At 37.9% G+C, this 24035-nt stretch carries 18 protein-coding genes, 4 tRNA genes and 1 pseudogene; 18 read left to right on the top strand and 5 right to left on the bottom strand.

What is annotated here, in order from left to right; genetic code table 11:
• The first annotated feature begins 77 nt into the window (after positions 1 to 77).
• The 14 genes from dnaB (at position 78) to rlmH (ending at position 11533) form a co-directional block, all read left to right on the top strand.
• Positions 78 to 1445 (top strand): replicative DNA helicase, encoded by a 1368-nt coding sequence (gene dnaB, locus BK575_RS26495; RefSeq protein WP_078414499.1) that lies wholly within the window; start codon positions 78 to 80, stop codon positions 1443 to 1445.
• A 195-nt stretch (positions 1446 to 1640) separates the two neighbouring features.
• Positions 1641 to 2927 (top strand): adenylosuccinate synthase, encoded by a 1287-nt coding sequence (locus tag BK575_RS26490; protein ID WP_078414498.1) that lies wholly within the window; start codon positions 1641 to 1643, stop codon positions 2925 to 2927.
• A gap of 282 nt (positions 2928 to 3209) precedes the next feature.
• Positions 3210 to 3282, top strand: a tRNA-Lys gene (locus tag BK575_RS26485).
• A gap of 23 nt (positions 3283 to 3305) precedes the next feature.
• A tRNA-Glu gene (locus BK575_RS26480) sits at positions 3306 to 3377 on the top strand.
• 37 nt (positions 3378 to 3414) lie between these two features.
• Positions 3415 to 3490: transfer RNA gene (locus tag BK575_RS26475), tRNA-Asp, on the top strand.
• A 145-nt stretch (positions 3491 to 3635) separates the two neighbouring features.
• Positions 3636 to 3708: transfer RNA gene (locus BK575_RS26470), tRNA-Phe, on the top strand.
• 267 nt (positions 3709 to 3975) lie between these two features.
• Entirely contained in the window at positions 3976 to 4683 is a 708-nt protein-coding gene (yycF, locus tag BK575_RS26465) for a response regulator YycF (RefSeq protein WP_078414497.1), read from the top strand.
• Positions 4684 to 4688: 5 nt separating this feature from the next.
• Entirely contained in the window at positions 4689 to 6512 is a 1824-nt protein-coding gene (gene walK / locus BK575_RS26460; RefSeq protein WP_078414496.1) for a cell wall metabolism sensor histidine kinase WalK, read from the top strand.
• Positions 6509 to 7831, top strand: coding sequence for a YycH family regulatory protein (locus tag BK575_RS26455; protein ID WP_169907990.1), 1323 nt, complete (start codon positions 6509 to 6511; stop codon positions 7829 to 7831). Before walK ends, BK575_RS26455 begins: the two co-directional genes overlap by 4 nt.
• Entirely contained in the window at positions 7818 to 8600 is a 783-nt protein-coding gene (locus tag BK575_RS26450; RefSeq protein ID WP_078414494.1) for a two-component system regulatory protein YycI, read from the top strand. Before BK575_RS26455 ends, BK575_RS26450 begins: the two co-directional genes overlap by 14 nt.
• Positions 8601 to 8618: 18 nt before the next feature.
• The gene (locus BK575_RS26445) at positions 8619 to 9413 is read left to right on the top strand and encodes an MBL fold metallo-hydrolase (RefSeq protein WP_078414493.1); all 795 of its coding nucleotides are present in this window, start codon (positions 8619 to 8621) and stop codon (positions 9411 to 9413) included.
• Between the two features lie 113 nt (positions 9414 to 9526).
• Positions 9527 to 10735, top strand: coding sequence for a S1C family serine protease (locus BK575_RS26440; RefSeq protein ID WP_078414492.1), 1209 nt, complete (start codon positions 9527 to 9529; stop codon positions 10733 to 10735).
• 76 nt (positions 10736 to 10811) lie between these two features.
• Positions 10812 to 10970, top strand: a complete 159-nt coding sequence (locus tag BK575_RS26435; RefSeq protein WP_078414491.1) for a CxxH/CxxC protein — start codon at positions 10812 to 10814, stop codon at positions 10968 to 10970.
• An 83-nt stretch (positions 10971 to 11053) separates the two neighbouring features.
• On the top strand, positions 11054 to 11533 hold the full coding sequence (gene rlmH / locus BK575_RS26430; protein WP_078414490.1) for a 23S rRNA (pseudouridine(1915)-N(3))-methyltransferase RlmH: 480 nt from the start codon (positions 11054 to 11056) through the stop codon (positions 11531 to 11533).
• A gap of 236 nt (positions 11534 to 11769) precedes the next feature.
• On the opposite strand, the pseudogene BK575_RS26425 reads toward rlmH, so the two are convergent.
• Positions 11770 to 12081 (bottom strand): annotated as a pseudogene (locus BK575_RS26425) (ABC transporter substrate-binding protein); the annotation flags it as partial.
• 458 nt (positions 12082 to 12539) lie between these two features.
• Between BK575_RS26425 and BK575_RS26420 the strand changes: the two are divergent.
• Together BK575_RS26420 and BK575_RS26415 are read left to right on the top strand one after the other, a co-directional pair.
• Positions 12540 to 13721 carry a ParM/StbA family protein gene (locus BK575_RS26420; RefSeq protein WP_078414489.1) on the top strand — a complete coding sequence of 394 codons (1182 nt, stop codon included), beginning with the start codon at positions 12540 to 12542 and terminating at the stop codon, positions 13719 to 13721.
• Between the two features lie 9 nt (positions 13722 to 13730).
• The gene (locus tag BK575_RS26415; protein WP_078414488.1) at positions 13731 to 14348 is read left to right on the top strand and encodes a hypothetical protein; all 618 of its coding nucleotides are present in this window, start codon (positions 13731 to 13733) and stop codon (positions 14346 to 14348) included.
• Between the two features lie 173 nt (positions 14349 to 14521).
• Here BK575_RS26415 and pepT read toward each other — a convergent pair whose 3' ends face one another.
• From pepT to BK575_RS26395, 4 genes are all read right to left on the bottom strand, one after another.
• Positions 14522 to 15760 (bottom strand): peptidase T, encoded by a 1239-nt coding sequence (pepT, locus tag BK575_RS26410; RefSeq protein WP_078414487.1) that lies wholly within the window; start codon positions 15758 to 15760, stop codon positions 14522 to 14524.
• 212 nt (positions 15761 to 15972) lie between these two features.
• Complete coding sequence (locus tag BK575_RS26405; RefSeq protein ID WP_078414486.1) at positions 15973 to 17637, bottom strand: glutamine--tRNA ligase/YqeY domain fusion protein; 1665 nt, start codon at positions 17635 to 17637, stop codon at positions 15973 to 15975.
• Between the two features lie 299 nt (positions 17638 to 17936).
• On the bottom strand, positions 17937 to 18995 hold the full coding sequence (locus BK575_RS26400; protein ID WP_078414485.1) for a hypothetical protein: 1059 nt from the start codon (positions 18993 to 18995) through the stop codon (positions 17937 to 17939).
• Positions 18996 to 19004: 9 nt separating this feature from the next.
• Positions 19005 to 20456, bottom strand: a complete 1452-nt coding sequence (locus BK575_RS26395) for an MBOAT family O-acyltransferase (RefSeq protein WP_078414484.1) — start codon at positions 20454 to 20456, stop codon at positions 19005 to 19007.
• A 679-nt stretch (positions 20457 to 21135) separates the two neighbouring features.
• On the opposite strand from BK575_RS26395, the gene BK575_RS26390 reads away from it, so the two are divergent.
• Entirely contained in the window at positions 21136 to 22239 is a 1104-nt protein-coding gene (locus tag BK575_RS26390; RefSeq protein WP_078414483.1) for a Delta(10) desaturase DesB, read from the top strand.
• Between the two features lie 251 nt (positions 22240 to 22490).
• A complete protein-coding gene (locus BK575_RS26385) occupies positions 22491 to 24005 on the top strand; it encodes a hypothetical protein (RefSeq protein WP_078414482.1) in 1515 nt (504 codons plus the stop codon).
• The last annotated feature ends 30 nt before the right edge of the window (positions 24006 to 24035 follow it).

Raw genomic sequence — 24035 nt, 5'->3', positions numbered from 1 at the left:
GGAAATTACCATCAAGGTGGGGCTTATTGCCCGTTCATGAGGGATAAACTCAATGGAAAGAAAAGGGGCGATTGAATATGAGTGATCTTTTTGCAGACCGTCTTCCGCCCCAAAACATTGAGGCGGAACAAGCGGTTTTAGGAGCCATTTTTTTAGAGCCATCCTCTTTGACTTTGGCCTCAGAATTATTGATCCCAGAAGATTTTTACCGCGCTGCCCATCAGAAAATTTTTAACTGTATGCTAAACCTTTCTGACCGGGGGGAACCAATCGATTTGGTGACGGTAACAGCAGACTTAGCCGATCAGAAGATATTAGAGGAAGTCGGCGGTGTTTCGTATTTAAGTGATTTAGCTAACTCAGTGCCAACGGCTGCTAACGTAGAGTATTATGCTAAAATCGTCGAGGAAAAATCGATTTTACGCCGTTTAATTCGTACGGCTACTCATATAGCTTCTGAAGGGTATGCAAGAGAAGAAGATGTAGAAGGGCTGTTAAATGAAGCGGAAAAGAATATTTTAGAAGTTGCCCAGCGTAAAAATACAGGGGCCTTCCAAAATATTAAGGACGTGTTGGTTCAAACGTATGACAATATTGAACTTCTCCATAACCGTAAAGGGGACATTACGGGAATTCCCACGGGATTTGCTGAGCTTGATCGTATGACAGCTGGGTTCCAACGAAATGATCTAATTATCGTAGCTGCCCGTCCATCTGTTGGTAAAACGGCCTTTGCGTTGAATATTGCGCAGAACGTGGCAACAAAAACAGATGAGAATGTCGCTATTTTTAGTTTGGAGATGGGAGCGGATCAACTTGTTATGAGGATGTTATGTGCAGAGGGAAATATTAATGCACAAAACTTGAGAACAGGCTCTTTAACTCCTGAGGATTGGGGGAAACTCACGATGGCAATGGGATCCCTTTCTAATTCTGGCATTTTTATTGATGATACTCCGGGAATAAGGGTCAGTGAGATAAGGGCTAAATGTCGTCGTCTAAAGCAAGAAAGTGGATTAGGGATGATTTTAATTGACTATCTCCAGCTGATTCAGGGAAGCGGCCGAAACGGCGGTGAAAACCGCCAACAGGAAGTTTCAGAAATCTCCCGTTCCTTAAAGGCGTTAGCTCGTGAGCTGAAAGTCCCTGTTATTGCACTTTCCCAGCTTTCCCGCGGTGTAGAGCAGAGACAAGATAAGCGGCCGATGATGTCAGATATCCGTGAGTCTGGTAGTATTGAACAGGATGCGGATATCGTAGCGTTCTTATATCGGGACGATTATTATGATCGCGAAACGGAAAATAAAAATATTATCGAAATCATTATTGCCAAACAGCGTAATGGTCCTGTAGGTACCGTTCAATTAGCCTTTGTAAAAGAATATAACAAGTTTGTTAATCTTGAACGACGTTTTGATGACTCCGGTATTCCTCCAGGTGCTTAACAAAAAACATCTCTTTTTTAGGAGGTGTTTTTTTATTGCTGAGCGCTGATTAAAAATGTATTTTTAACGAACATATAAATAGATAAATAGATTAATTGTTCGGATTTTGATTGACTTTATCATGTTGAATTGATACACTTATTTACGGTAAATAGTTATAGAAAAGTTGTGTTTATTAAGCGGAGGTGCTCAAATATGTCATCTGTTGTTGTTGTGGGAACACAATGGGGAGATGAAGGAAAAGGTAAAATCACCGATTTCCTTTCAGAAAATGCAGAAGTAATTGCACGCTATCAAGGCGGTAATAATGCAGGTCATACAATTAAATTCAATGGTGAAACATATAAATTACACTTAATTCCGTCTGGTATTTTTTATAAAGATAAAATTTGCGTAATCGGAAACGGGATGGTTGTAGATCCGAAAGCGCTTGTAAAAGAATTAAAAGGATTGCATGAACGCGGAGTCACAACAGATAACTTACGTATCAGCAATCGTGCACATGTCATTTTGCCATATCATTTAAAATTAGATGAAGTTGAAGAAGCGCGAAAAGGCGATAACAAAATTGGTACAACAAAAAAGGGAATTGGCCCTGCTTATATGGATAAGGCGGCACGTGTTGGAATTCGTATGGCCGATTTATTAGACCGTGAAGTATTTGAAGAGAAATTAGCACGTAATTTAGAAGAAAAAAATCGTCTATTTGAGAAAATGTACGAAGTAGAAGGATTTAAAGTAGAAGACATTTTAGATGAATACTATGAGTACGGTCAACAAATTGCCCAATATGTTTGCGATACATCTGTTGTACTAAATGATGCGTTAGATGCAAATCAGCGTGTTCTATTTGAAGGTGCACAAGGTGTTATGCTGGATATTGACCAAGGAACATATCCGTTTGTTACATCATCTAATCCAGTAGCCGGCGGTGTTACTATCGGAACGGGCGTGGGACCTAATAAAATTAAGCATGTAGTAGGTGTTTCCAAAGCTTATACATCTCGTGTTGGAGATGGACCATTCCCAACAGAATTACATGATGAAATCGGTCATCAAATTCGTGAAGTTGGACGTGAATACGGTACAACAACTGGACGTCCTCGCCGTGTAGGCTGGTTTGACAGCGTAGTAGTCCGTCACGCGCGTCGTGTAAGTGGATTAACTGACTTATGCTTGAATTCCATTGATGTTTTAACAGGAATTGAAACATTGAAAATTTGTGTAGGTTACCGTTACAATGGTGAATTCATTGATGAGTACCCGGCAAGCCTAAAAATCTTATCGCAGTGTGAGCCTGTATACGAAGAGCTTCCTGGTTGGACAGAGGATATCACGGGTGTTAAAACATTGGATGAGCTTCCTGAGAACGCACGTCGTTATGTAGAGCGTGTATCTGAATTGACAGGTATTCCTCTCTGCACATTCTCTGTAGGTCCAGATCGTAATCAAACAAATGTAATTCGCAGCTTATATAATTAATAAGCAAAGGAAAATAAGCAGAAAGCATCATTTAATACATTTCTGTGTCATTTTCCTGGAGAAGGGCCGTTATAGAAATTCTGGCAATATGAAGCATTTCTTTAGCGGTTCTTTTTCCATTCTTTTATGATAAAATGAATGTTGTTTTTATAAGGATTTAAATAAAAGGGAGAGAGTTGGAATTTATAATTGGCCCTCTTTCACTTTTTTATTTTTCTCTAAAAAAAGTATTGCAAATAAATAATAACGGTGGTATTATTAAAAACGTCGCTAAGACAACATGAGCCATTAGCTCAGTCGGTAGAGCATCTGACTTTTAATCAGAGGGTCGAAGGTTCGAGTCCTTCATGGCTCACTTTTATTCACTATAATGATTATGGCCCGTTGGTCAAGCGGTTAAGACACCGCCCTTTCACGGCGGTAACACGGGTTCGAATCCCGTACGGGTCATCTTTGTTTAAGTTGAATAAAAGTATTGAATAGTTTTGGTCCCGTGGTGTAGCGGTTAACATGCCTGCCTGTCACGCAGGAGATCGCGGGTTCGATTCCCGTCGGGACCGCCATTTAAAGGAAAAGCGAAGGCTACTGTTCAATCTTGAGAGGCGTTGGAGCTTCTGGCCGGGAAACCGTTCTTTGGTTTCATACACAGAAGTGAAACGACCGAAAGATTAGGAGCCGTAGCTAGACAAGAAATACTAAACTTATTATGGCTCGGTAGCTCAGTTGGTAGAGCAAAGGACTGAAAATCCTTGTGTCGGCGGTTCGATTCCGTCCCGAGCCATCCCAAAAAGCATGATATGATTATCATGCTTTTTTCTTTTTTGTTAGACTTTTTGCAGAAGTCTTATTATAGTTAAGGAAAACCTCTAGCTGCAGCTAGAGGTTTTCATATAGGTCTTTTTCTCTTAATTTAACAGGAATGAGAGGATTGTATGACGTTTAATAGAGGATTAAGTATAATAAGAAAGTGCATTTGAAAAAATGATAGATAATTACAAAATAAAATGAATGAAATGTTTTTAACTGAAAAAGAAGGAGAACGATGGTTATGGATAAACGTATTTTAGTTGTGGACGATGAAAAGCCTATTGCAGATATTTTAAAATTCAATTTGCAAAAAGAAGGGTATGACGTGTATTGTGCTTATGACGGAATGGAGGCTTTAGAAAAGGTAGAAGAGGTTCAGCCGGAACTCATTTTACTTGATATTATGCTTCCTCAAAAAGATGGAATGGAAGTATGTCGAGAAGTACGCAAAAAATATGATATGCCTATTATTATGCTGACTGCCAAGGATTCAGAAATTGATAAGGTGCTCGGGTTGGAACTTGGGGCTGATGACTATGTGACGAAGCCTTTTAGTACACGTGAGTTATTAGCACGTGTAAAAGCCAATTTAAGACGACATCAGCAAGCTCCAGCGGCGGCAGAGGAAAGCGAGACGAATGAGATTCAAATTAGTTCCCTTGTTATTCATCCGGATGCTTACATCGTTTCTAAACGCGGAGAAACCATTGAGCTGACCCATCGGGAGTTTGAATTACTTCATTATTTAGCCAAACATATCGGTCAAGTGATGACACGTGAACACTTGCTTCAAACGGTTTGGGGTTATGATTATTTTGGGGATGTGCGTACAGTCGATGTGACGGTGCGACGACTTCGTGAAAAAATTGAAGATAATCCGAGCCATCCTACTTGGATTGTTACAAGAAGAGGAGTAGGCTATTACTTGCGTAATCCTGAGCAGGAGTAAGATATATGAAAAAGGTACGGTTTTATCAATCTATTCAACTGAAATTCGTTCTTATTTATGTTTTACTGATTGCCATTGCTATTCAAATTATTGGGGCTTATTTTGTGAATCAATTAGAAAGGCAGCTTGTTACTAACTTTTCCGATTCTATTGAAGAAAGGGTAAATTTACTTGCTTATAATTTGGAGCAAGAAACAAAGAAAAAGAGAGATGAAACATCTCCCAGTCTAGAGGAAGATGTTCAAGTGGTCTTACAGGATTTCGTATCAAAAGATATTAATGAGGTACGCTTTATTGACCAAAACAGGAGAATTGTCGGTACATCGGATCCTTATCCTCAAAGAGTAGTAGGAAAGAAAACGTCTGACTTTGCTGTAAAGCGAGCCTTATTGGTTGGAACAACATCGGAGAAAATCGTGATTGACCCCAAAAATGGTCATCGTATTCGCGTCTTGACTGTACCCGTCCGTTCGTCCCAGAATGAGATTATCGGGGCTGTCTACATCATGGCGACAATGGAACATGTCTATAATCAAATGAAAGGAATCAATAATATTTTCGCTAGAGGTACGATGATTGCGTTAGCGATTACAGCGATTCTGGGAGTACTTCTTGCTCAAACTATTACAAGACCAATGTCGGATATGAGAAGACAGGCGCTCGAGATGACAAAAGGAAATTTCTCCCGAAAAGCCAAAATATATGGTTATGATGAAATTGGTCAACTGGCTTTAACCTTTAATAATTTAACAAGAAAATTGCAGGAGGCGCAAGCAACAACAGAAGGAGAAAGACGGAAGTTAAGCTCTGTTCTTGCCCATATGACAGATGGAGTAATTGCGACAGACCGTAAAGGACGAATTATCCTCATCAACGATCCGGCGGCCAATATGTTGAATGTTTCACGTGAAACGGTTTTATCAGAACCTATCATTGAATTATTAGGTTTGGAAGAGGAGTATACCTTTGAAGATTTGCTGGAAAAAGATTCACTGATTCTTGATTTTAGTATCAATCAAAAGCCGTTCATCTTAAGAGCGACTATTTCTACGATTCAAAAAGAAACAGGGCTCATAAATGGAATTATCACCGTTTTGCATGATATTACAGAGCAGGAAAAAATTGATCAAGAGAGAAGAGAATTCGTCGCCAATGTTTCCCATGAGCTTAGAACTCCTCTGACAACGATGAGAAGCTATCTGGAGGCTTTAGCTGATGGGGCTTGGCAAGATGAAGAGATTGCTCCCAGGTTTTTAAATGTTACCCAAACAGAAACGGAACGGATGATCCGCCTTGTAAACGATTTACTGCAGCTATCTAAATTAGACAGTCACGACTACCGTTTTTCAAAAGATGTAGTGAATTTTACAGAGTTTTACCAACATATCATAGATAGATTTGAGATGGCTAAAGAGCAAAAAATCACATTTGTAAGAAAGCTGCCGAAACAGCCTATTTATGTATATATTGATCCAGATAAAATTACTCAAGTGCTGGATAATATCATCTCGAATGCCATTAAATATTCTCCTGAGGGAGGTACGATCACCTTCTCTCTTGAACAGCATGAAGAAGAGATTGTGGTGAGCGTAAAGGATGAGGGAGTCGGTATTCCTAAAGACAATGTGAAGAAAATTTTTGACCGTTTTTACAGAGTGGATAAGGCTCGTTCACGTAATTTAGGAGGAACAGGGCTGGGTCTTGCTATTGCAAAGGAAATGGTGGGAGCTCACGAAGGAAGGATATGGGCTAAAAGTAAAGAAGGGGTTGGAACAACCATCTATTTTACTCTTCCGATTGAAAGAGAAAATGAGGATGAATGGGCATGAAAAAGTATGAATTATTTAAAACCATTTTGTTGTTTTTACTTGTAATTATCAGTGCTGTGCTGACGTGGAACTTATGGACTTATCAACCTGCTTACGATGAAATTGAAAATACCGAATACATTCAGCAAGATATTATGATAAGCTCCAACAAAAGGGAATTAAAAGATCATCTGCGTCCCACTACATTTTTGTATCATAAAGAAGATGGACATTATGGTTCTACAAAAGAAGAGCATATTACAAAATGGATGACAGAAATGAAGAAATGGGGTTTTCATGATTTCCGCAATATCTCAGACTCTGTTTCAAGAAATGAATTTTTATCGTTCGTCCATGAAAAAGACTCGCTCGAAATCATTTATCCAGATATAATTCCTATTCAAACATTTCAGCTCATGTTTCAAGTAAATGAAAAATCATTGCCGTCTATTTATTTTGACCATATTGTGTTGAAATTGAAAGAAGGGCATGAGGAAGGCATTCATGCTTATTTTGTTGATTACGATCGCCGAAAAATATATGAAGCATCTGTAGAAAATGGAATGGAAGAAGATTTAGAGCGCGTCAATAAACGGTTTGAAGGTGAATACAGTCCATATATTTCCTATAATATCAATGATGTCAGAGCTATTTTCTTGCCAAAAGGGCCTATGGAAGTCAATCGTATTCAATACTATACGAATAAGATTGAAACGGAGAAATTTCGAGACGCTTTATTTAGTGACCCGAGTTATGTCAAAAAAGAGTCATTAGCTTATAGTGATTCATATACAGATGGTTCTCGTTTTTTGGAGGTTGATTCAATCATTAACGTAATGGTATATGTGAATCCAGTTAACATTCAAAATGATAATATGGAAAGCGATCAACTGCTCAAGCGGAGTTTCAGTTTTGTCAATGATCACGGGGGATGGACGGATACGTATCGCTTTGCAAGTTGGGATCGGACCAAACAAGAAGTAGTATACCGATTATATGAAGATAATTATCCTGTCTTTAACTCTCAAGGTATGACAGAGGTATATCAACTTTGGGGAAGCACAGAAATTCTTCGATACTCTCGACCAATTTACCGATTTATTAAGCTTCCGCTTGATAGTTATCCAGTGAAGTTAACGTCAGGGGAGGAAATCATCGAAAAAATCAAGAGCCAGCCAAAGTTCGATCCTCTATTATTAAAAGACATCGTAGTAGGATATAAATTAATCCGGGAAGATCCTACATCAAAAGTAGTGTCTCTTGAGCCATCCTGGTTTTATCTTTATAATCAGACATGGCAAGAGGTGGAAGAGCGAGGGAATATAGATGGATTGGAGTAAAACCAAAACGATATTCATTATTACCTTCTTGATTCTTGATTTATTTTTAGCTTATCAGTTCCTTGAAAAGCGTGATGAAGGCCAATTGGATATGATTGCAGAGATTAGTATTGAAGAACAATTGGCAGAGGAGAAAATCACTTACATCAGTCTTCCGAAAACACCTTTGAAAGAGTCTTACTTTAATGCTAAAAGCAAAGTGTTTTCAGATGAAGAAATGAAAAAAGTAAAAAAGCAAAATGTCACGAGGTTAAATGAGTATGTGTTGCAAGGAACATTTAATGAACCGGTATCGTTACCGGATTCAAATGTTTCCTTTCGTTTAAATCAGTTTATAAAGGAAAATATCCTTTATGGCGATTCGTATGAATTATGGGATATAGATAAAGAAAATAAAACGATTACTTTTTATCAACACTATAAAGGAAAAATCATCTACGACAATGCCAGCGGCAGTGCCATGTTGGTCATCCATTTGAATGACCAAGATGAAATGGTTTCATATGAACAGTCTCTGCTTTCAAATGTTGAAAAAATGGATGATAGTCAGGAAATTCTGCCGCCCATTAAAGCCATCGAAAACTTGTTTCAAAAAAATGAGCTGACCTCGGGAAGCAAAGTCACAAAAGTGGAGTTAGGTTATTATACATTTGCCCCTTTATCGAGTTCACAAGTATTGACTCCTACATGGCATATCGTAGTGGATGAAAAAATAGATTACTTCGTGAATGCCTTTGAAGGGCAGATCATTAAAAAAGGGAATTCATGAACATTGGAGTGAAAGAGTATGGACATGCATTTTAGCGTACTTGCAAGCGGAAGTACAGGAAATGCGATTTTTGTGAGTAACGGAGAGCAATCCCTTTTGGTTGATGCCGGATTGAGCGGGAAACAAATGGAAGCTCTTTTTCAGCAGGTAGATCGTGAGATAAAACAGCTTTCAGGAATCTTGGTAACGCATGAACACAGCGATCATATTAAAGGATTAGGAGTTTTGGCAAGGAAGTACAAACTTCCCATTTATGCAAATGAAAAAACGTGGAAAGCCATGGAAGGATTAGTGGGTAATATCGCTTCAGATCAACGTTTCATTTTTAATGTAGGAGAAGTAAAATCCTTTGGAAGCCTGCAGGTGGAGTCTTTTGGGGTTTCACATGACGCGGCAGAGCCCATGTTTTTTGTGTTCCATCAAGGACACAAAAAATTCACGGTCATTACAGACACAGGGTATGTGAGTGACCGAATGAAGGGTATCATTAAGAATAGTGATGCTTTTGTTTTTGAAAGTAATCATGACGTGGATATGTTGAGAATGGGACGCTATCCATGGAGTGTTAAACGTCGAATTTTAAGTGACGTCGGCCATGTTTCGAACGAGGATGCAGCATTGGCGATGGCAGAGGTAATTGGCGATCAAACAAAGCGCATTTATTTAGCCCATTTAAGTCAAGATAATAATATGAAAGAAATTGCGAGAATGTCGGTTACTCAAGTTCTACAATCAAAAGGGTATGAAGTAGGAAATCAAGTTCATCTATATGATACAGACCCTAAAAAGCCGACGGAATTGGTCTCTCTCTAGGTGAGCGTTAAGAAGTTTGGAGATGGGCTGAAAAAGGGCATTCTATATCATAAAGGATTGATAGAAAATCAACCCTCGATATATCGCTGATCGCGAAAGGGAAGGTGAACAGAGTGGGATATTACGATGAAGAGTATGAAAGACGTGAAAGAAAACCAAAGAAAAGCCGTGGGAGTTGGTTTTTTTCTGCATTAGCTGGAGCAGTTATAGGGGCTCTCATTATTTTATTCTCTATTCCAACTTTATCTAGAATGAACATTCTCCCATACCAGACAACCATCACCGAGCAAGAAAGCCAACCAGATTTAGGGGGGAACATTCAACAAACGGTCGCAGTGGATGTGACCACGGATGTGACAAAGGCAGTCGATAAAGTTTCAGAAGCAGTCGTAGGAGTAGTCAATATCCAACAGTCCGACTTTTGGAATGAGGAAAAAGCAGACGCCGGTACAGGTTCAGGAGTCATCTATAAGAAGACCGGTAATCGTGCGTTTGTTGTGACGAACCACCATGTAATTAATGGGGCTAATCAAATTGAAGTAAGTATGACCGATGGCTCTCGTGTACCTGCTCGTGTTCTCGGAAGCGACGCATTAACGGATTTGGCAGTTCTGGAGATTGCAAGCGAACATGTATCAAAAGTGGCGGAGTTCGGTGATTCTGATGCTGTCAAACCGGGGGAGCCTGTTATTGCCATTGGAAATCCTCTAGGGCTGCAGTTTTCTGGATCAGTAACACAGGGGATTATTTCAGGAACGAACCGTGTCGTTCCTCAGGACTTAAATGGAGATGGAACGGCTGATTGGCAGTCGGAAGTTATTCAAACTGATGCTGCAATTAACCCGGGAAATAGTGGCGGAGCCCTTGTGAATATTGCGGGCAAGCTAATTGGGATCAATTCCATGAAAATTGCTCAGGAAGCAGTCGAAGGAATTGGGTTAGCGATACCTATTAATATTGCAAGACCTATCATTGATGATTTAGAGAAGTTTGGAGAAGTACAGCGTCCTTATATGGGAGTGAGCTTACAATCCATTAGCGAAATTTCAGGTTACCATCTTCGTGAAACACTGAAATTACCTAAAGATATTGTAGAAGGTGTTGCAGTGCTGGGAGTAGAACCATTATCTCCTGCAGCTCAAGCTGGTCTGAAAGAATTTGATGTAATTGTAGCATTGGATGGACAAAAAGTTCGAGATGTCATTGATTTGCGTAAGCATTTATATACAGAGAAAAATGTAGGGGAGACAATGGAAGTTACATTCTATCGTCAAGGAACGAAAAAAACGGTGAACCTCAAATTAACAGAAGAGACATTTTAGTAAAGGAACAAGGGGGGAGAAATGGCTCCCCTTTTTTCTTGTGTGTATAATATGTGGATAACTATTGGAGGAAAAGATGAAAATTTTTTGTTGTAAAGAACACGTAGAATTAGCCTTAGATATTATTGTCGATGAAACAGAAATGGTACCGTTGCTGAATGAAATTACAGAAACGGAAGAGTCGATTAATTGTGGATATTGTCAAAAAGAGGCGATATATGTAGTAGGGAACTAATATTCTCATACAATATGTGGATTAATGTTGTGGATATGTGGATAAAATCTGTGGAAAACATGTTTGTAAGGCGGGGGTGGATTGTGAATATCTCAATTGTCACAATTGGAAAACTAAAAGAAAAGTATTTAAAGCAAGGAATTGATGAATATTTAAAAAGGTTATCCACATATACAAAAGTGGATATCATTGAGTTGCCAGATGAAAAAGCACCTGAGAATTTGAGTGAATTGGAAATGGAACAAGTGAAGTTAAAAGAAGGTGAACGTATTTTAGCAAAGATATCAGAAGACACTCATGTCATTGCCCTTGCCATTGAAGGGAAAATGAAATCTTCAGAGGAATTGGCTAAAGACATTGATCAATTGGCTACTTACGGAAAAAGCAAGATAGCATTTGTCATTGGAGGATCGCTTGGATTAAGCAAAGAGGTTATGAAACGGGCTAATGGCACGTTATCCTTTTCGAAAATGACCTTTCCCCATCAACTGATGCGCCTCATTTTGCTGGAGCAAGTGTATCGGGCTTTTCGGATTAATCGAAATGAACCGTATCATAAGTAACGGGATTTCTTAAAATGGTGAAAAACCTTGAATAATATAAAAAGAAGTTGTAGCAAAGAATAACATAAAGACATGGAAAACATCGTCTTCTTTAAAAAAAAAGTGATAAACCCCTTGAGATTATATCCTTCTCAAGGGGTTTTCTCGTCTTTAAAGGGGTATTTAAACTACTTGCCTAAAAAGAATTCTTCAAGAGCTTTCAATTGATCTTCTAATGTAAATAAGTCGCTAAAGGAAGCTGATTTTGCATGCGTTTTAAAGTCTTCCACCCATTCTTTTGCTTCTTTTTCTTTGTTTAAGAGCTTTCTTAGTTCTACATGCTATGTTAAATAATCCAGTTTATCCTATATATATGTTACAGTAGGAGCAATTTGTTTTAATTTATCAATATTTTTAATATTTGATAAGCCAATGATTAAATCTGGCTCTAATTCAATAATTTTTTCTAAATTTTCATCTGATACGTCTTCAACATCTTTTAATTCCTTTTCAAAACGAGGGTTCATTTTAGACCACACATCTATCTCCACAATATTTACATCTAGAGCCTCCATTTATCATAGCCGAATAAAAAAAGTAATGATGCACATGGATACATAAAGAAATGGAATAGTGCCCCTAGTCTTTGAATACATGGTTTTGTCCAGTCGTGTATAAAGTGAGTATACAAAAAGAGGGATTGTTGTTAGAATTTATATATTTCTAATTAAGTCTAAAGAGGGATAAAGGAAAGGATATAAATCATTTGTATACTTAGATGTATACATGTAAACATAATGAGTACAATCGTGTGCAGAAAAGTAAACATGTATACAATTGCGTATACAAGCCGTATTTAGAGGGTGTGTACAATTTTGTATACAAGATTACAAATAAATCTAAAAGTTTACATTTTGGTAAAAGATAGAAAAGTAGGATTGACCAATCCTTAAAACTTCGTTAATCTATTATCTGAATTATATAAATTATCAGCGAAAATTACTTATTAACAAAGGGGATGGTTTTTTTGACAAACGCTCGTATTGCAGCAATTGATGTAGGAAATGATTCATTAAAGGGTATTTTCGGGAAAATGGAAGCGGAAATTAATATTCCGAATGTGATTGCTAGAGATGTTGAAGATCGCCCGATTATTGGAATAGAAGAATTAGACAATCAAAATCCTGTTGATGGTATCCATATTCGTGTTCACTCCCCTACTTTAAAAGACAATAATTCTATTTATCGTGTCGGTCATTTAGCAACAAAAAGCAGTCATTCAACAGAATTAGACCCTGGGAGCAGTAAATCTGAAGAAGATCAAACTCTTATTATGCTGTTTGCAGCTCTAGCGTTAGATGCAGCTCGAGAAGAAAACAAACAGATTTTTAAACGTTCCAATAATGTAATTGAGGCTACTTATACATTAGGAACGGGGCTTCCTCTTAGGGAAGTAAAGGAAGGAAAAGATGTTGGCTATCGTTCTCGGTTATTGAGTTCTGTTCACCAAGTGGAGTTTTTAGTTACACCTAAATACCAAGGCTTGAAAGTAAATATTAAATTTGAAGAAGTTAAGGTTTATCCGGAAGGATTTGCTGCGTTTATCAACCTTGTGATGGATAATCATTTGAACATTATTAACAAAGACCTTATTGATAAGAGAATTCTTATTCAAGATATTGGAGGGTTATCAACGGATATAGCCGTCATTAAAAATCGTAAGGTGGATGATGACAAGGCACAGGGCTTTAATTTAGGGGTATCGGAGTCTCTTGAAGCCATTCGAGAAGAAATTCGTTCAAAACATGGGGTAGAGCTGGATAGTCGACGTGATGTTGTGGAAATTATTACAAAAAAGAATGATCGAAATCATATCATGGTAAAAGGGAGCCGTACAAGCGTCCATGATATTGTAGATCGGATTCTCCTCGAGTTAGCGAAAAAACAATATCGCCATTTGCGGAATATTTGGCAAAAAAATTCCCAAACGGAGATTTGTTATTTCATCGGCGGCGGATCTATCATTTTAAAAGACTATCTTAAAACATTAAATAATAACTTGGATGGATATAACATCGATTTCTTTGAAGACGAAAAAGAAAGCATTTGGATGATGGCGAATGCTTATTATAAATTGATTGCTGATTTTTCGAGAAGAAATCAAAAAGAGAAGCAAAGTGAAGAACAAAAAATGGCTAAAACCAAATAGGGTGATTTCATGAAGGAAACGGAAATGAAGAGAGGGCAGCCCATTACGTTTCGTATCCCCTCAGATACACCTGATCATATTTTAAAGCATCTGCAACGACTAAAAGAAGTCGAAAGAAGAAATTTTTCGAGTAAAATTGCCGAGTTCGTGCTGAGCGGGGTAAATAGTTCTCTATCAAAGCAAAGAGAAACAATCACCATTCCTCTTCCAAAGGGGTTAAACAAAGCACAACGGGATTGGTTGAAGCATGAACACTCTGAGGCGCTATTGGGCAGTATTATGTATCAACTATTAGCGGATCCGATCCGTACAGCCTCCATCTTTGCATCATTAAATAGTAATGCATTAGAAATTGAGGATGCTTTATATCTTCAAGAAGAGACAGCTGCTGGAGAGGATTTGGAGATCGAATGGGATTCAGTCAATGCCCAGCTGCAAACAAGCAATAGGCAGGCAAATACGGAAGCATATTCAACAAGTGTCGACGAGGATGATGATTTGGATAACTTTGATTGGGAAATGGCAAAAGAAAGCCGACTCTTCGATACTGAAGAAGGGAAAATAGAGGAGGAAGAAGAGGATATGGACGATCTCCTTGGAGACTTTCTTGCTCAAATGAATAAATAAATTAATTCTATCATTCCTGAAAAGATATCATACGTTGTTAAAGGTTTAAGAAAAGTAAAGCAAACCGAGTAGTTAATAAGGTTTCATATGGGCTCAACACTACAAAAAAGCTAACTCTATTGCTTAGGGTTAGCTTTTTTGTAAGATTTAAACGGCTGCAGGATGATGTATTTTTACATATCTTCTTTTTGTTCAATCAGCTTAATGATTTCCACAATTACATTAGTTGCTTTTATCATATTTTGGACCGAGATGTATTCAAACTTACCATGGAAGTTTTCACCGCCTGTAAATATATTGGGTGTAGGAAGACCCATGTAAGATAACTGCGAACCGTCAGTGCCGCCGCGAATCGGTTTGACAAGCGGTTCAATGCCTAAATTTTTCATTGCCTCGTAAGCAATATCAACAATCTCCTTTTTAGGTTCAATTTTTTCTCTCATGTTGTAATATTGGTCGTTTATTTCTAGTGTAATGTTTTCTTTGCCATATTGTTTTTTCATTTCCTCGACCAGTTCCTCTATTGTTGCTTTTCTTACATGAAACTTTTCTTTGTCAAAGTCCCGGATAATGTATTGCAGAATAGTTTTCTCCACATCACCATTAATAGAAATGAGGTGATAGAAGCCTTCATATCCTTCTGTATATTCAGGTGCTTCTTCTGAAGGCAGTCTTCTGTTGAATTCCATTGCAATCTTTGCGGAATTGATCATTTTTCCTTTAGCGGTTCCCGGGTGAACGTTAGTTCCTTTAATTGTAATTTTTGCAGCGGCGGCATTAAAACTTTCATACTGCAGTTCCCCGAGTGGTCCTCCATCTATTGTATAAGCAAAATCTGCATTAAATGCAGCTACATCAAATTTATGAGGACCTCTCCCAATTTCTTCATCCGGAGTAAAGGCTACTCTTATTTTCCCGTGTTTGATTTCCGGATGCTGAATTAAATAAGCCATCGCCGTCATGATTTCAGTAATGCCCGCCTTATTATCAGCACCAAGGAGTGTCGTACCGTCTGTGGTGATTAACGTGTGCCCCCTGTAATTAGCCAGTTCCGGGAAATCTTCTGGAGACAAAATGACATGTAATGCATCGTTTAAAGTAATATCCTGTCCATCATAGTTTTCGATGATTTTTGGGTTGACATTAGCACCTGTAAAATCAGTAGCTGTATCAATATGTGCTAAAAAGCCCACTGTAGGAACTTGTTTTTCTGTATTGGCTGGAAGTGTAGCCATTACGTAACCATTTTGATTCATTGTCACTTCTTTCATGCCGATAGACTTTAATTCATCCACTAACATTTTACCGAGTGTCAGCTGCCCTTGAGTAGATGGACACGTCTCACTGCTTTCATCAGACTGTGTATCCACTTTTACATAGGATGTAAACCTTTCCATGATTTCTTTCTTCAATGTATGCCATCTCCTATCAATCATTATTTATATTCTTAGTATAATGTTTACCATTTGTAGTTGCCAGATGGAAGGATGATTCCTTAAGAGGTAGTTTAGATAGTCATGGTTTTCTTAATAAACTTGAGAAATTATAAGGGGATAATTAATTAACTAATATAAAAAAGACCTAAATCAAGATTTAGGTCTTTTTTATATTGGTAACATGACTGTTACATTTTAAAAGAGCTTTTTAATGACACAATCAAGTTAAAGACGATTTGGTTTTCAGTTGTGTGTTTTGGGTCAACATTAAAGTAGCCATGTCTGAAAAATTGGAACTTATCGTGCGCTTTCACTTCTTTCATATTTGGTTCAATGTAGCCGTTTAACACTTCTAAGGAATTAGGGTTTACACGGTCAAGGAACGTTTTTCCTTTTTCAGCTGCTTCGTCCGATTCAGCCTCTTCGTCTAAGATAAGCGGTTCATATAAACGAAATTCTGCCGGAATGGCTTGAGTAGCCTCCACCCAGTGAAGCGTTCCTTTTACTTTACGGCCTGTGAAACCTGTACCGCTTTTTGTTTCAGGGTCATAAGTGCAATGAACTTCCACAACATTTCCGTTTTCATCTTTGATGACCTCTTCGCATTTAATGAAGTAGGCATGTTTAAGACGAACTTCATTTCCAGGGAATAAACGGAAATATTTTTTAGGCGGGTTTTCCATGAAATCTTCCTGCTCTATATAAATCTCTCTTGAGAACGGAATTTGTCTTGTTCCCATTTCTGGATTTTCCGGATTGATTTCAGCTTCCAGCATTTCGATCTGGCCTTCCGGGTAGTTTGTGATGACCACTTTTAGCGGGCGTATGATCCCCATTGTACGAGGGGCTTTCATTTTTAAATCTTCTCGTACAAAGTGATCAAGCATTTGGGAATCAACGGTGCTGTAAACCTTCGATACTCCTAACTCGCGGCAGAATGCGCGAATGGCCTCAGGTGTATACCCTTTTCTTCTTAATCCGGAAATAGTCGGCATGCGAGGGTCATCCCAGCCATCCACATAGCCTTCATCGACTAATTGTTTGAGTTTTCGTTTACTCATAACGGTGTTTGTTAAGTTTAAACGGTTAAATTCAATTTGCTGAGGCTTGGTTTCCATTTCACATTCTTCCACGACCCAGTTGTATAAAGGACGTTGATCCTCAAACTCAAGCGTACAAATAGAATGCGTCACACCTTCAAGTGCATCCTCGATAGGGTGTGCGAAGCTGTACATCGGATAAATGCACCACTTATCCCCTGTATTATGATGAATTGCATGGGCAATACGATAAATGACCGGATCACGCAAATTGATATTCGGAGAGCTCATATCAATTTTGGCCCTTAACACCTTTTCCCCATTGCCGAATTCGCCTTTGCGCATACGTTCAAACAAATCAAGATTTTCCTCAACTGAACGGTTGCGGTAAGGACTTTCTTTTCCCGGTTCTGTTAACGTCCCACGATATTCACGAATCTCGTCCGCTGAAAGATTATCCACGTAGGCTTTTCCTTTTTTAATAAGTAATATGGCTTTTTTATACATTTCTTCAAAATAATTAGAAGCAAAAAATAGGCCTTCCCATTCATAACCAAGCCATTTTACATCTTCTTTAATAGCTTCAACGAATTCAGTATCTTCCTTCAATGGATTCGTATCGTCAAAGCGTAAATTCGTTTTTCCGTTAAATTCATCTGCTAAGTCGAAGTTCAGGACAATCGATTTGGCGTGTCCAATATGTAAATAGCCATTTGGCTCCGGTGGAAAGCGGGTAATGACATGGTCGCGTTTACCGGTTTCCAGATCTTCTTTTATAATATTTCTAATAAAATTTGACGAGTTATGTTCCACAGTTTTCAACCTTCCTCATATACTGGAGTTCTTGTTTGGTTAGCTTAATTTACCTTTATATATAACATATATAGAAGGATTTTTCCATTAAGCATTATGTCCGTTAGCGAATATTGTAACACAAGAAACAGCAGAATTTTAGTTGGAGAGGATGACTCAAAAGATATAAAAAGCACACTTTTTGAGTCATCCTCTTGAAAGAGCCCGTCATGGAAATCCAGTAAAATGAAGGATTCAGTGACGGGTCTTTTTAGCAAAAAAATAATTTTTATGGACCGTTTAGGACTTATTAGGCAGTTTCATTTTTGTGAAGGGATTGAAAGATTTCTGCCCAGCGGAGTGTTGGTTAAATACGTTTCGATATTTTGCTTATTCAGCAGCTTGCCAAAATCCTCTGGGATATCAGGATCAGGGTATTCAATGACCCGATGTGCGACAAGGCGCCCTATATGAGGATAGAAATGGTTTGTATCAAAATAATTACTTAAGTCGGTTGTAATACTATTAATATCATTGAAGTGATAGACATTGTCAAATACATCTACGCTTTCTCGAAGCCATCGCTCATATCCCGCTCGAACGACGGGACTGTCTAGCTCTGTTTTAAACCTTACAGCCGTAATAGGTGTCGTTAAAGCGATAATCGTAGAATTCGGATTTTGTGCCACTACCTTTTCAAGCGCTTGTTTATAAGTTTCGTCATATTCATAATTTATATTTTCATATCTTGATAAAACATCATATATTCTTGTTTTGGTTTTTTCCAATTCACGTTTTTCCGCATCTACTACGTTGTCGCGGTTATAGCTGCGATCTGGATATTGTTCCCCGGAGGAGGAATGACGGATGTTTTCAATGGAAACCTTTAATGTATCTAATGACAACAGGTTTTTAGACCGGTAAAAAGGTTCATTGACCTGTTCGATGTAACGATCGATAGGAGCGGGCCGCCCTTCCAAATGTAAGTTCGTATCAAAAAAATCAAGGCCAATGACAATGGTTTTGAAAGGTTTGCCGTTTGTCTGTTCCGCATATTCAATCATGTTCGGAAACTCTTTAATGGAGCCTAAGGCTACTGCATAGTTAAAGGCATCATGGCCAATAAAGTCATATTGGTTTACATACGTCATTCGGCTGCTTCCAAGAATTAATGTATCATATGTTTCATCTTGAAAGGTCAGCCGGTTTGTCTTTTGCTGACGCTCATTAAACGGTTTTTGAATTTGATTGATATTTAGCTTATGATCGTAAAACCATAAAGGGTCGACGAGATAGTTAATCAGCCACACACTGCCTAACAGGGCAAAGAGGCTTAGTCCAAAAGTTGTTATCCATTTTTTGTATTTTTGATCATCCATAAAATCCACCTAAAAATTAAAATAAATAAACTCGCTTACTCTGGATAAGTTTATTATGGCGTAACTAAACAAAAAAGCTGCAAACAAAGCCGTTCTCACATCATAATTTATACGCTCTTTTAACTGTATGGAATTTTTAAAGAAGAGGACTACGATGAATCCCAATACAATGCCTATGACTGCTGTTCGATCAATCATCAATCCATACTGTTGAACCATAGGAATGTTGAAACGTTCCATGACGTTTGAAAACGATACAGGAAAGAGGTTAATGGAAAGAGAGATTCCATTTAAGCCTGCCATGCCTTTTAGAACCTTAACCGCATCATCAATGGATTCTGCCCGAAAGAATACCCAAGCAGCATTGACAAAGTTAAACGTAATGAGCCATGCTATGCATTTATTTAATGTAACCCCTGTTTTCTTCCAAAGGCGATAAACGATTGAAGCCACTCCGTGCATCATGCCCCATACAATAAATGTCCAACCCGCTCCGTGCCAAAAGCCGCTAATGAAAAAGACAAGGAAGATGTGAATGAGCGTCCGAATTTCCCCTTTTCGATTTCCTCCAAGAGGAATGTAAATATATTTCGTTAAAAATTCACTCAATGTAATATGCCATCTTCTCCAAAAATCTTGAATGTTAAGAGCCTTATAGGGAGAGTCAAAATTCTTTGGAAGTCGAATATTAAATAAAAGGGCAAGACCAATGGCCATATCACTATAACCACTAAAATCAAAATATAGCTGAAATGTATAGCTGAGGGATACTGCCCAGGCCTCAATGAAGGTAAGAGAGGCCGCTTGGTCAAATCCTTGACTCGCAAGTAAAGAAAAATGGTCTGCAATGCCTACCTTCTTAAATAACCCGACGGAAAAAACAAAAAAACCGGCGGCTAAATTTGAATAGCGTATTTTCTGATTCTCCCTTTGAGAAAATTGAGGAATCAGCGATTTATGATGTACAATCGGCCCGGCAATCAGCTGCGGGAAAAAAGTGACGAATAATATATAATCAAAAAAACTGGTCTCTTTTGTTTCCCCTCGATACGTGTCCACTAAATAAGCAATTTGTTGAAAGGTAAAGAAGCTGATTCCCAGCGGTAAAGCGAGCTGCCATAATGCATATTGAGTGTGGAACAGTGTATTTACATTTTCAATAAAGAAATTCGCATATTTGAAATAAAACAGCAAGCTTACATTAAAGATAATACCCGTTAGGAGAACGAAACGACGGGATATTTTTTGCTTGGTTAGCAATTGGCCTGCCATATAATTAACGAAGACAGAAACTAAAATCAAAGGCAAATATCGAATATTCCACCAGGCATAAAAGAATAAAGAGCCGGTAATGAGGAATAACTTTGCTATAGTGTTTAACCCACATTTTAACAATAGAAAATATAAAATGAAAACCAGCGGTAAAAAAAAGAATATAAATTCGAATGAATTAAATAACAAGCGAGCAACTCCTCTTTTGAGATCTTTCCCTCTGTTAAGTGGGATTAGAAGTTTAAAGATATGAGCATGATGCTCTGAAATACTTTCGAAAATGAAAGACAATAAAAATATTATAGGAAAAGGTATGCTCAAAAGTAAATGAAATCCTTTAAGCTTTCATCGATGAGTGATGGGTAACAGAGTCATCACCTTCCTCATTTCCTCTCATATTCGTCCGATAAAATTTTATTAAAATAATAAAAGTCCACTTCTTAATTTATAGATAAAATCATAATATTATTTTTATATATAATTTAAAAAGGTGATGATTCGATTAAAAGAACATTGATAAGGACTAGTAAATATAACTAGCAATTAGTACCAAGTAATAAAAAATTGATTGACAAGTATGAAAATAAATTGGTAGGATGGAGTCTGTAGGTATTATTCAAAAATCAACGGAAAAGAATCCGTTTCCAATTTAGATGAAGAGGGCGAAGGAAAGAATTATCAACCCTGAATTTTGTATCCTACGTATGCATAAAAATTGACATTCAATCCCTTGTCTTAAGTAGCGGATAATGATTCCCTTTATGTGATAGAAATTGGCACGTCATCTTCTTCTGGTTTGACGGACATAAATTGAAGTATCACACCATGCTATGTCAGACGAAGGGCCTAAAATGAAAGGGGTCTAAAGATGAAGGAGCTTCATACGTTTGGTTGGTATGCAGCACGCATATCTCCACATTTACCAAAAGAGGCATTCCAGCCTGTTCCCTCCCGTCTTTTTGGCGGGCTTGCTTATTTAATTGTCATTATTTCAGGCTTTCTCACCATTGGTTTATTAGATTTAAACCCATGGATTTGTTTGCTAATTTCTTTCGTGTTAGGAGCAAGCTTTGCCGGAATGGGGTTATTAGGACATGAAATTTTGCACGGCACAGTCGTTAGAAAATCATGGCTGAGAGATCTTTGCGGAGCAATCGCTTTCTTCCCATTAACTACAGGCCCTAAGCTTTGGAGAAAATGGCACAATATGACGCACCATATTCATACGCAAAACGACGAAAAAGATCCTGATTCGTGGCCTACTTTGGAGAGGATGCTTCAAAGCCGCTTTCTTCGTTGGGTATACCGACTGCCTCTTTTCCTTCGTTCTTTTGCGGAATTTAGCTTTTTAACGATTGAATTTACGTTGCATTCTACAAGAATGTTTGTACACTTTATTAAACAATTTAAGCCGGAAGCAAAGCCTTCTGTTTGGCTGCAGTTGCTTTTACCTTGGGCTACATGGATTAGCTTATTATTTGTGATGGGGCCTGGAAAATGGTTTTTCGCTTTCCTATTGCCGCTGCTAATTGGAAACTTTATCGTTATGGCCTATATCTCAACGAACCATCGTTTAAATCCGCTTGTACCAGTCAATGATCCGTTGGCAAACAGCTTGTCTGTCACGGTACCGAAGTGGGTAGATGTGCTTCACTTTAATTTTTCTTACCATACGGAACATCACTTATTTCCTGGTATAAGCTCTAAGTATTATCCCTTAGTGAAGGAGCAAATTAAAAGGATGTGGCCTGAGCGTTACCATGAGATGCCGATGGGACAAGCTTTAAAAGCACTTTGGAAAACACCGAGAATTTACTATAAGGAAAAAGATTTGATCGATCCTCATGCAGGACATGTTTATGGCACATTAGGCCATGGTTTTAATCCAAGCGATATTCGCTATCGTAAAATTAAACTACAAAAAGACGCACCGATTTCCCCTAGATTTGTTTCAAAACAAACATCACGCTAGAAGATAATCTGTGATCGGCTTTGAAAGAGCAATCAAATGGAAAACCACTTTCACCAATGGAAGTGGTTTTTGTTTGTCTTTATACTAAGAAAACATTCTGCCAACGTATCCGCATTATCTCGAAGGGTAAATAGCGCATTTTCATGAGAAGATAAGGAGACCATAGATAAAAGGTGTTAGAATAAGGGTAGTGACTAATTAAATGGGATATTCAAAATAAGAATTAAGATTATATAAGAAGGAGATCAGAAGTGAATAAACATGCTAATAATCCGAGTGACCATTCATCAGTCTCCCAAGATAATATCATTTTGGAGCATTATGGACTGAATGAATTGAACTTTGAATCCATTAAAAGCTATCGTCAGCGATTTTTATCCATCAAGCCGTCCCACCCTTGGAATGGACTTGAGACAAAAGACTTTCTTTATAAAATCGGTGCTTGGGGAAAACAGCGAAATGCCAGCACAGAAGGATTGACTCTTGCTGGTTTGTTAATGTTTAGCGAAGAGAGAATCATTACAGAAGTTTTATCACAATACTTTTTAGAATATCGAGAGAATTTAACTGATATAATAATCGGGGATTGGTCAAAACGTTTTACATCACAGGATGGAACATGGTCCGGGAACCTTTATGATTTTTATTTTAAAGTAATGGAGGAATTGACTGCTGGTCTTACAGAAGATGAGCAATCTGGACATTTTGAGGGAAATGACAAAGATCTTATTCATTCTGCTTTACATGAAGTACTGATCAATGCAATCGTTCACGCTGATTATTATGGTGAGGGCGGTATTGTCATTGAAAAGGAAAAAAATTTTTTTCAATTTTCTAATCCAGGTTTATTGCGGATAACACGCGAGCAGGCTTTACAAGGCGGCGTCACTCAGCTGCTCAATCCTACTCTCTTTAAAATGTTTATCCTCATTGGGCTATGTAAGCGAGCAGGAACGGGTTTAAAAAGCGCTGATTTAGCTTGGCACCATTTTGATGGAGAAGGATTGGATCTCATACAAAATACCCAGTCGAAACGGACCGTTATTACATTTAATATATTCACTAAATCGATGGGGAATAAATTGCAATTCTCGGTAAATCAAAGAGAAGAAAAAATAGAAAAAGTTACGGGAAATAATTCGACAAAGCCTAAAGAAAAGGAAAATGAAAGCTTCTACAATAAAAACAACAACTCCTTGAATAATTTTTTCTACTCCTATAATAAAGAAAAAAACTACGGTAATAACGTTGAAAACTCATTGAATAACGAATTTAACTCCTTAAATAAAATACCTTACTCCTCTAATAGTTACGCTAGCTCCTCTAATAAGGAATTTAACTCCGTTAATAACAGTGGTGACTTCCTTACTAACGAAAAAGGTTTATCTATTGAGGATGAGTTAATAAGTGAGCAAAAGAAGGTAGAAATCGACACGGAAGAGTATGATGGAGAAATAGATTTTAATGAGACAATGGCAGAAGAGAAGCCGAATGAGGCAATTGAAAGTCAACTATGGAAAATTTCGGAGATTGCTAGAAAGAAAAAACGTCTAAGTCCGGTTAAGATGGAGGAAATCATTATCAATCTCGTCGAAAAAAGGCCATTAATGTTAAAAGAGCTAGCTTCTTTATTAGAAAGAACACCCGATGGATTGCGGAACAACTACCTGGCGAAATTATTAAGCAAGGGACGCATACAATTAAAATATCCTAAACAACCTAATCATCCTCGACAGGCGTATATGGGACTGAATAAGAAACATTGAGTGTCGAATAAGGGAAAAAACAATAGACCA

The sequence above is a fragment of the Priestia abyssalis genome, from assembly GCF_002019595.1.
Lineage (GTDB): Bacteria > Bacillota > Bacilli > Bacillales > Bacillaceae_H > Bacillus_BA > Bacillus_BA abyssalis.
The sequence above is the reverse complement of the archived record's forward strand: the minus strand, read 5'-3'. Positions and strand labels throughout refer to the sequence as shown.